10 protein-coding genes and 1 pseudogene are annotated in these 9,234 nt (G+C 63.2%); 9 read left to right on the forward strand and 2 right to left on the reverse strand.

The annotated features are described in order from the left end of the window. From JWQ89_RS16630 to JWQ89_RS16670, 9 genes and pseudogenes are all read left to right on the forward strand, one after another. Positions 1–430, forward strand: a pseudogene (locus JWQ89_RS16630) (polyphosphate kinase 2 family protein); the annotation flags it as partial. Positions 431–571: 141 nt separating this feature from the next. Next, positions 572–1,018 carry a hypothetical protein gene (locus JWQ89_RS16635; RefSeq protein ID WP_299642770.1) on the forward strand — a complete coding sequence of 149 codons (447 nt, stop codon included), beginning with the start codon at positions 572–574 and terminating at the stop codon, positions 1,016–1,018. A 288-nt stretch (positions 1,019–1,306) separates the two neighbouring features. Next, the gene (locus tag JWQ89_RS16640; protein WP_299642771.1) at positions 1,307–2,578 is read left to right on the forward strand and encodes a site-specific integrase; all 1,272 of its coding nucleotides are present in this window, start codon (positions 1,307–1,309) and stop codon (positions 2,576–2,578) included. Between the two features lie 209 nt (positions 2,579–2,787). After that, entirely contained in the window at positions 2,788–3,300 is a 513-nt protein-coding gene (locus JWQ89_RS16645) for a hypothetical protein (RefSeq protein WP_299642773.1), read from the forward strand. A gap of 467 nt (positions 3,301–3,767) precedes the next feature. Then, complete coding sequence (locus tag JWQ89_RS16650; RefSeq protein WP_299642775.1) at positions 3,768–3,965, forward strand: hypothetical protein; 198 nt, start codon at positions 3,768–3,770, stop codon at positions 3,963–3,965. Next, positions 3,962–4,555 carry a hypothetical protein gene (locus JWQ89_RS16655; protein ID WP_299642777.1) on the forward strand — a complete coding sequence of 198 codons (594 nt, stop codon included), beginning with the start codon at positions 3,962–3,964 and terminating at the stop codon, positions 4,553–4,555. Before JWQ89_RS16650 ends, JWQ89_RS16655 begins: the two co-directional genes overlap by 4 nt. Next, complete coding sequence (locus JWQ89_RS16660; protein WP_299642795.1) at positions 4,552–5,712, forward strand: AAA family ATPase; 1,161 nt, start codon at positions 4,552–4,554, stop codon at positions 5,710–5,712. Before JWQ89_RS16655 ends, JWQ89_RS16660 begins: the two co-directional genes overlap by 4 nt. 547 nt (positions 5,713–6,259) lie before the next feature. After that, complete coding sequence (locus tag JWQ89_RS16665) at positions 6,260–6,541, forward strand: hypothetical protein (RefSeq protein ID WP_299642797.1); 282 nt, start codon at positions 6,260–6,262, stop codon at positions 6,539–6,541. Between the two features lies 1 nt (position 6,542). Continuing rightward, entirely contained in the window at positions 6,543–8,033 is a 1,491-nt protein-coding gene (locus JWQ89_RS16670) for a terminase (protein WP_299642799.1), read from the forward strand. A 251-nt stretch (positions 8,034–8,284) separates the two neighbouring features. On the opposite strand, the gene JWQ89_RS16675 is transcribed toward JWQ89_RS16670, so the two are convergent. Continuing rightward, on the reverse strand, positions 8,285–8,665 hold the full coding sequence (locus JWQ89_RS16675; protein ID WP_299642801.1) for a RidA family protein: 381 nt from the start codon (positions 8,663–8,665) through the stop codon (positions 8,285–8,287). Beyond that, positions 8,662–9,234, reverse strand: a 573-nt coding sequence (locus JWQ89_RS16680; protein WP_299642803.1) for an aminotransferase class I/II-fold pyridoxal phosphate-dependent enzyme, incomplete at its 5' end; no start/stop codon positions are given. The genes JWQ89_RS16675 and JWQ89_RS16680, both read right to left, overlap by 4 nt.

Below are 9,234 nucleotides of genomic sequence, written 5' to 3' on the forward strand. Positions count from 1 at the left end.
TCGGCTGGTGGGCGAGGGCATATGGAAGCAGCGCTTCAAGGACATGGTGGCATGTGAGGACTACATGTCGCGAAACGGCATTGTGCCGGTGAAGTTCTTTCTAAACGTGTCGAAGGCTGAGCAGCGCAAGCGCCTGCTTTCGCGCGCCCAGGATCCGGACAAGCACTGGAAGTTCTCCATGACCGATATTGCCGAGCGACGCCTGTGGGACCGCTACGTGGAGGCCTACGAGGACACGATCCAGCACACCGCCACCGAGCAGGCGCCCTGGCACGTCGTGCCCGCCGACAACAAATGGTTCACCCGGCTTGTGGTCGGCGCGACGATCGTGGATGCGCTCGAAAAGCTCGATCCGAGGCTGCCGCAACCCGATGCGGTCGCGCTCGCCGAATTGAAGAAGGCCGAACAGGCCCTGCTGGCCGAAGGCTGACGTGCAATCCGATCTCCGCTATTCCGGTCACGTCGCCGGGAGCTGATGAAATCGCTCGCCGAATTGGCATCGGTCATACCGGGCGTTCCTGGCGAGGCTAGGCTGATTGCCTCGCTGCCCTCACCCAGGAAGGAAATTGCGATGAAGCACCAGCGCGCCGAAGACCTGAACACCTCCGCCGGGATCGTTGCCCTGTCGGATGCCATCACCATTCTCGACCGCCGGGAGAAGATCACCCGCTGGGCGGCTGCGCTGGATACGCACGGGGGCGCGCTCAATGCGCTCAGAGGCATAGAATATCTGCCCTATGCGCAGCGCCGGGCCTATCGCAGGGGCGACAGCCCGCTGAGCATCGCGTTCAACGACCCGGTGCTTCGCACCGCCGGCCTTGCGGGCGACACGCTCGGGGATGCCATGGATTTCTTCGAGATCAGCTCGGATGACGCGCACCAGTTGCTATGCGACTGCCACTACCGCGGCTCGATGACCGGACGCGGCCTGGCCCGTCGCCTCCGCCGATTTGCGGCCGGCGAGAGCGGTGGCTTCCTCGCCTGGCTCGGCCGCATGCTCGGCGGGCATTTCGCCTAGGCCCAGTTCGGCCGCCGTGATCTCACGCGGTCGGCGAGTTATGCCGTTGAATGTGCTTGTAAATTGGTACGCCCGGATGGATTCGAACCATCGACCATCCGATTAAAAGTTAGATTTGCCTCATTCTCGCAACCCTTTGAAGTGTCCCACATTCTCGCCGTGTCCGCGGAAATATCCGTATCGTAATAGGAACTTAACTTGACATAATCGGAAATCGGAGGCCAGTAGCTGCGGGTGTACCGTCGTCCATTGGACGGACATCACGCGGACACGGAGGTGCGCGCCGGTATGAGCCAGAAGCTCACTGACACGATAATCAAAACACTGCCGGTCCCCGTCAGCGGTAATAGGATCAGCTATGACACTGAGGTGAAGGGGTTCGGGTGCCGGGTTACGGCAGGTGGTGCCCGATCGTTCATCCTAAATTACAGGACGAGATCGGGCCGCGAGCGCAGGTACACCATCGGTCAGTTTCCAGCATGGAAGACCGGGGCGGCACGTGCGGAAGCGGGCGAGCTCAAGAAAGCCATCGACCGCGGTGACGACCCGCTCGCTAGCCTTGAAGCAGATCGCGGTGCAAAGACCGTTGCCGACCTCGTAGTTCGGTTCCGGGAAGAACACCTGCCAAAGACCCGCTCCTCGACGGCCAGGAATTATGGGTTGCTGATCGACAAGTTCATCCTGCCCGAACTGCGGCACCACAGGGTAGCAGAGGTTGGCTACACCGATATTGATGGCCTGCACCGCAAGGTGACCAAGACCGGCGCTCCCTACCAAGCCAATCGCAGCGTGGCCGTGCTGTCCAAGATGTTCACGTTAGCGATCCGCTGGGGTTGGCGTACCGACAACCCGGCCAAGGGCATAGAGCGTAATCCTGAGGAGAAGCGTCACCGGTATCTCTCGCCGGCCGAGCTGGCGAAGCTCACGGACGCCCTTGCTAGCGCCGAAGATGTGCAGGCGGCGAACATCGTCCGCCTGCTGTTGCTCACCGGTGCCCGCAGCGGCGAAGTGATGGCGGCCCGGTGGGACCAAATCGACCTTACGAGTGGTGTGTGGACCAAGCCCGGCTCAACGACGAAGCAAAAGACGCTGCACCGTGTACCGCTGTCGGCGCCGGCGCGTCAGCTACTGGTCGATATCCGGCTCGAGGCCGAGGCCGCGGTGAAAAAGCGGGGCAGGGACGTGTCGGACTTCGTTTTTCCTGGCCGTGGGAGCCCGCATCGCGTCGAGATCAAATACGCTTGGGTCGATCTATGTGTCGCGGCGGGTATCATTACGACAGAGGCGATCAAGGACGCAAAGGGGCGTGACGTGATCAAGGTCAGGCCCTCTGCACGAATCCACGACTTGCGGCACACATACGCGAGTGTCCTGGCCAGCGCGGGGCTTTCCCTGCCGATCATTGGTGCACTTCTTGGGCACAGCCAGCCCGCCACCACGGCGAGGTATTCCCACCTGATGGATGACCCGCTGCGGGCCGCCACGGAGCGCGCCGGGGCCATTGTAACGGCCAGAGGCGCAGGTGCCGAAGTAATCGCCATTGAAGGCAATGGAAGGTGACCAGGCGCTTTGTTCCTAAGCAGCGACCTGGCACGCCATTTCGCGTCCTCGAGATGTTCAGGACACCAACTAAGCTGGCCAAAGAGACTCCGTTTCGCCCCAGACCAGGCTGGTGGAGGATCTGCGCGAAAGCCGCGGAGCAAGGTGGCATCACGATCAGTCGCGGGCAAAAAGTCGAACTCTGGCTCATAGTTCGCCAGTATTGTCGAATGGCTCATGTTGAGGTTCAGCGGCTAACCGCTTCAGTCGCTGAGGGCGAGATCCAGGCAATAGCTGCAGCTTCTGAGCGTCTCAATGACCGGTTGCTTTTGCTGGACGCTGACAGCCGCATATCGGTCCGCAGCCTCCTTCGCGAGAATTTCCCTGAAGACCAGTGGGATAGGTTTGACGCACTGCCGGAGACGCTTGCCGCCATAGATGCGGCTTGCGCCGCGGTGCTGGAAAACTTCGGAGACCATGTGCAGGGCAATCCGGGCCGACCGGAACATCCGGGCTTCCGGAGGTTCATAGATCGGCTTGCCGCATTCTTTGAAAACGCCGGAGGACGCGTGTCAGCGGCGTACTCGGAGACCTATCCGGTAGAAGCACGGAGAAGGACCCCATTCGTGCGGTTCTGCTGGTCCGTCTACGAAAACGTGCCGCCGATCCCCGGTGTTCCAGTCATCGGCAGCGAATCTGCGTTCGGTGAGGCGGTACATAGCGCCCTTGAGAAGGGAAAATAGCGGTCGATTCGCCGGCTAATTTCCCCTTTTGTTGTCGCCAGGTGCCACAGGTAAACCGGGTGCTGTCTTCTCATTTCTGAAAGGCAGTACAAAGTGGAACAGTCGGTATCTATCCTCGCGGACTACATCGACCGGGATGCGCTTGCTTCGGAGCTGCGGTGCTCGACGCGGACCATTGCCCGTTATGAGGCCCTGGCTGATGGACTTCCGAGTGTTTTGATCGGGGGCCGGAAGTACTATCGGGTTACCGCCGTTAAGGCATGGCTGACCACGAGGGAGCGTCGCCCGAATCCGCGCCGGTCGAACGGGTGATGAGGGCCTCCGATCCGAAAAGCGCCCCCCCGCCTCGCATCGGGTGGGGCGCGTCTGTTTATGATGTCGCACCCAAAACGTGGGGGCCCGGCGGACGGCTGATCGCCGTCACGCAGCGCGTCTCCCGTGTGGCTGGCACCGGGCAGGGTCGCCGCGTGAGCAGCAATCCCGAGGCGGAGGTGGCCGCACCGGTCGACAACTTGTGGATGTTCCTTCACGCCTGTGACCTCGCCGCTCTGTGGCTTCTGATGACCCGGCAGGGCGCCCCGCTGATCGCCTTGGGGTTTAAGCCTGATCGGCTGAACCTCCTGAGGTGCGCTGTCGCGGTCAACGAACTGGGGTGGGGGAAATGATCGACCCTCTCCTCCTTGAGGCCCGTGCCGCCTTCTACGACCGCGCTTGGCCGAGCCGCGAATATGTCGACTATGTCCGTAGCAATTCAATCGGCCCCGAGTTGATCGCGGGCTACGCCGGTGCAACGGGTGTTTTGCCAGTTTACGATTGCGGAGCGGGCCGCTTTGACTTCGATCCGCACCTGCATGCGCCAGCTGACCCGATCGACTGCTTCGTCTGCGAGGCCCTGGATGCGGACGGGGAAACGTCGATCGATCTCGTCGCGTGGCCTCTCGACCATCCCCACCACGTGCTCAGCATGTTTGGTCGGGCGCCAATCCTCGGCATGTGGGAGGCGCTCAATCCGGCGACCTACTACATGGGCAAGTCGCTTGCGATGCATCGCACCCCGGTCGACTGGCTCTCCGCCGGATGTTCCGGGGCAGCCATCGTCAACCCGCAGCTGGCGGCCTACCTTTTCCTCAAAATCCCTGGAGATATTGCGGCCCGCGACCAGGCGCACGCTCGCGATCTGCTGCGCATCGCCCGCAGCGTCGTCAACGAGCGTCGCTTCCGGGTTGCTGTTGGCACCAATCAGGCGGCCGCATGATCGAAGACACCGTTCCATTCGACCCTGCCGAAGCCCCGCCCTTGCTGAATAGCCAAAAGTCCCCCACGGCCGGTGGCCAGCTGCGGGTCTTCAGCGCCGCCGATTTTGCCGGCCATCAGGCGCCGGCTCGTCAGTTCCACGTCGATCCTTTGGTGCCCGGCCGTACTGTGACGATGCTCGGCGGCGACGGGGGAACCGGAAAGTCACTGTTGGCACTTCAGCTGGCCGTGGCCACCGTTACCGACGGGAAATGGTGCGGACTCGATGTCACACAAGGCCCGGTCCTTTACCTCAGTGGCGAGGATGATGAAGACGAATTGCATCGGCGGCTTGAGGACATCACGAAGCACGACAACAACGATCTCGAGGGTCTCGGGCAGCTAATGATCATCCCGCTGGCTGGCGAGGACGCGCTGATGGTTGGGTCCGACGGCCATAGCAACGTCCTTAAGCGTACGACGCTGTTCGCCAAAGTCGAGAGCGCAATCGCTCAGCATGCGCCCGCATTGGTCATCATAGACACCCTTGCGGACGTGTATGGCGGCGCCGAGAACGAGCGGGCGCAAGCGCGGCAGTTCATTGGCATGCTGCGGGCCTGGGCCATTCGGTATAAATGCGCCGTGCTCCTGCTCGCCCATCCGAGCCTCGCGGGAATGTCCAGCGGCACCGGCCTGTCTGGTTCCACAGCTTGGAACAACTCGGTCCGCAGCCGCCTTTACCTCGACCGGGTGAAGTCCGAAGACAACTTCGGAGCCGACCCCGACACCCGCGTACTGCGTACCGTCAAGACCAACTACGGGCGCAGCGGGGGCGAAATCCGCATGCGGTGGCAAGAGGGCGTCTTCGTCACGCTAGAGGATCCGGCACTTGTGACCGCCTTCGGGGCCATTGCTGCGCAAGGCGGGGCCGATCGGGTGTTTCTCGAACTGCTGGCTGCATTCGGCGCCGAGGGCCGCCACGTCAGCGCCAACCCGTCGCCCAGTTACGCCCCTGCTATGTTTGCTCGTGATCCTCGCGCCGAGGGTATCAATAGGCGGGGTTTCCGCGACGCAATGTCACGCCTTTTCGCAGCCAGGAGGATCAAGGTCGAGATGACGGGACCTCCTTCGCGTCCGCGCAGCCGGTTGGTCGTGGTTCCGGGACTGGAGGACCACTAACATTCCAACGCCCTTCCAGCGTTGGAAAACGACATTCCATCCCCGTTTTCATTCCCCTTTCAATCCCCATTGCAACGACCGTTCAAGGCTTCCAACCCCAGTACCCACACATACCCCACACCCCATTGGCCGCGTTGCGCCTCTGCGAGGCCGGCGCACGCGTTCAAAGACCCGGGATGGTTTCAGGGAACGTTACAGCCGAACAACGCCCAGCAGTTTTTCTGCGCTGCTGGTTTCTCGCCGCCACCTTCCTCGATTGGAACCGTCTCGGCTCGATACGAGGCCACCGACTACTAATCGGCGGACATATTGCGACAAGATAATGAAATAGCTGGTAAATTCAGATGGACTTTGATTTCATGTCCGCGTCAAGTCCGCGTCGAAAGCTCAAACCTTGCCCGCACCAGGAGCCAGAATAGACCCTGCCAAGCCCTTCGGTTCCCACGATATGGACTTGACCGCTAAGGCTCCCATCAAGCCGCAAGGTCGCTCCCGAATCGGCAATGGCCGCGATCTCCTTCCCGGGGTGGATGGGCGGTCGACGTCGATGCGCCGTTACAAGGAAATTCTCGGTCAGCTGGTCGTGGATGTCGGCAGTGACCCCTCAGAAGCGCAGACCATCATCGCCCGGCGCGCTGCCACGCTGGCGGTCTGGTGCGAGGGCACCGAGGCGGAAATGGCCAATGGCCAGTCGCTCGACATTGCCACCTATACCACCGCGATCAACGCCTTGCGCAGGTTGCTGTCGGACCTTGGGCTGGAACGTCGAGCCAAGGAGCTGACCCCGACACTGCGCACCTACCTCGCCCAGACCTACGGGGGAGGGTAGGTTGCCCGCGCCCGCTGCCCTGACCAGCATTCCCATTGACCGTGCCCTGCTCGACCCCAACCTGCTCGGCGCGGCGCTTGGAGACGCCGGCAGCTGGTCGACGTGGCTGGCTATACTCAAGGCGGCCTTTGGCGTGGAACTGACGCTGCAGGAAGCGGCCATTTACAGGTCTGTGACGGGTGGGCGCGCACCGCCGGCCGGACGCGTTCGGGAACTGTGGTCCATTCTGGGCCGGCGCTCCGGCAAGTCGCGCATCGCGGCGGCAATTGCGAGCTACATCGCCGCGTTCGTCGATCACAGCGCGTCGTTGGCGGCAGGCGAAGTCGGTACCATCCTGGTGCTGGCGGCATCGAAGATCCAGGCGCAGTCGGTATTCGGCTATATCCGGGCCTTCTTCGAGACCTCACCCATTCTCCGCCAACTCGTGGTGGGCGAGACCACCGACGAACTTCGGCTCGTTGGCAATATCTCGATCGCGGTACACACCAACAACTATCGCACCATCCGGGGGCGAACCCTGCTGGCCTGCATCTTTGACGAAGTCGCCTTCTGGCGCGACGAGACCAGTTCGGTGCCCGACGTCGAGACCTATCGGGCCGTGCTGCCGGCATTGGCCACGACCGGCGGCATGCTGGTAGGTATCAGCTCTCCATATGCCCAGCGCGGGCTCCTGTTCACCAAGCACCGCGACCATTTTGGCGTGGACGACGACAGCGTCTTGGTCGTTCAGGCGGGCACCAGCGCCTTCAACCCCAACATCGACCCCGAGGTGCTCGATGAAGCCCGGCGGGACGATCCGGAGAGCGCAGCGGCCGAGTGGGACGGCCTTTTCCGCAGTGACCTGTCGACCTTCATCGACCCCACGGCGGTAGCGAAGGGGGTTGATCCCGGGGTGCACGAGCGGCCCTTCGACCGCAACTATCGCTATTATGCCTTTTGTGACCCCTCGGGCGGCGCGCATGACGCGATGACCATGGGCATTGCCCACGCCGAGGGGGAACGCGGGGTGCTTGACTGCGTTCGCGAGGTGCGGCCGCCCTTTGACCCCCATGATGTCGTGGTCGAGTTCGCCCGGTTGCTGGAACGCTACCGGATATCGACGGTGACCGGGGACCGTTACGCGGCGGAGTGGGTGGTGGGTGCCTTCAAGGCGAGCGGGATCCGCTACACCACCAGCTCGCTCAGCCGGTCGGAAGTGTATCTCGAGGCGCTCCCGGCGCTTATGGCGGGACAGTTCATCCTGCTCGACAATCCACGGCTCATTGCCCAGATCGGCAATCTCGAGCGGCGGACGTCCCGGGGCGGACGCGATTCAGTCGATCACATGCGCGGCGCCTTCGACGACCTGAGCAATGCGGCGCTTGGCGCGCTGAACTTGGCGGCCTCAGCGCGGCCGGGAGCCCGCCTCAACCTACCGGCGCCCAAGGTCAATCTGGGGTATGCCGCAATGAAGCAGCGCTATGGGGGGCGCAGGCAACGATTTCTGGGCTGAGTTGACCTCGCGGTCCTGCGCGAGCCCGCCGAATTGGCCAAGCCCCTCCGCCCCGGGGCTGGGTCCGAGTACGCCGTCGGTTCAGGTGGCAAATCCAAAGCCAAAATCCTTGGTCCCAACCTTGATCGATGACATCCTCAGCAGTCTGCTCGGCGTATCCCGGGGGCCCCAGCAGCAACTGTCGGACGGTCGGTGGACCGAATCGTCGCCCGCTTTTGCGGCCAGCAGCACCCCAAACGCGAAGCCAAGCGCTACCTGGAGAGTACGGCCTGCACCTGAAGGGCGGTTCCCACCAGGTTCGACTGGACCACTGCCCGGGCCGGCGGCGACTGGCTAACGTACTCGGCCATCACGCGGTCGAAGAGCTCGCGGTTGTCGAGATCCCTGAGGTAGACCGTCATCTGGACGCATTGTGTCGCGAGGTCGCAGCCAGCAGCGATAGCCAGAGCCTTGATGTTCTCCATCGTCTGTCGCGCCTGCTGCTCGAACGGGGCCCCGGTGAGCCGGGTCCCGTCGGGGAGTCGCGGGGTCTGGCCAGAGATGAAGACGAATGGTCCCGATGCCTCCACCGCCTGCGCGTAGGCGCCGGCCGGTGGCGGCGCGCTATCGGTAACGATGATCCTCTTGGTCATCGGCCGAGCCCGCGCTGTGTCGCCTGTTCGTCGAGGAGGTCGACCATGCGGTCCAGCGCATCCGACCAGGTCGCCTCGTCGCGCGCATAGCAGACCCGGAAGAAGCCGTCACAGCCTTCCCCGAACTGATAGCCCGGGCTGACCAGCACACCGGCTCGGGTGAGGAACATCGCGGCCACCTCGTCCGCAGGCATGCCGAGTGCCGAGACGTCCGGCCACGAATAGGCCGTGCCCGCCCCGGCAGACTGGCGCAGCCAGGGGAGCTGGGCGAACTTGGTCTGGGTGAGCGTGCCCAGCGCTGTGAATTCGGGGATCCGGGCTGCGAGCCACTCCTTGTCGTCGCGCAGCCAGTGAACCAGCAGGTTCTGCGCATAGGCGGGGGCGCGCAGCGAGGTGATCGACAGCATGTTTTCCATGCGGCGGACGATGACCTCCGGTGCGACGACGACGCCGAGCCGGTAGCCCGAGAGGGACTCCGTCTTGCTGGGGCCCAGGAGGGTGATCGTGCGCTCGGCCATGCCCGGTTCGTTGCGCAGGTGGAAGAACGGATGGCCGTTGTGGAGGAGGCG

Origin of the sequence: Devosia sp., assembly GCF_028290645.1 — a bacterium.
Lineage (GTDB): Bacteria > Pseudomonadota > Alphaproteobacteria > Rhizobiales > Devosiaceae > Devosia_A.

Coding starts and splice junctions, on each gene's coding strand:
- JWQ89_RS16635 (WP_299642770.1), top strand. CDS start 572: ATGAAGCACCAGCGCGCCGAAGACCTGAACACCTCCGCCGGGATCGTT.
- JWQ89_RS16640 (WP_299642771.1), top strand. CDS start 1,307: ATGAGCCAGAAGCTCACTGACACGATAATCAAAACACTGCCGGTCCCC.
- JWQ89_RS16645 (WP_299642773.1), top strand. CDS start 2,788: ATGGCTCATGTTGAGGTTCAGCGGCTAACCGCTTCAGTCGCTGAGGGC.
- JWQ89_RS16655 (WP_299642777.1), top strand. CDS start 3,962: ATGATCGACCCTCTCCTCCTTGAGGCCCGTGCCGCCTTCTACGACCGC.
- JWQ89_RS16660 (WP_299642795.1), top strand. CDS start 4,552: ATGATCGAAGACACCGTTCCATTCGACCCTGCCGAAGCCCCGCCCTTG.
- JWQ89_RS16665 (WP_299642797.1), top strand. CDS start 6,260: ATGCGCCGTTACAAGGAAATTCTCGGTCAGCTGGTCGTGGATGTCGGC.
- JWQ89_RS16675 (WP_299642801.1), bottom strand. CDS start 8,665: ATGACCAAGAGGATCATCGTTACCGATAGCGCGCCGCCACCGGCCGGC.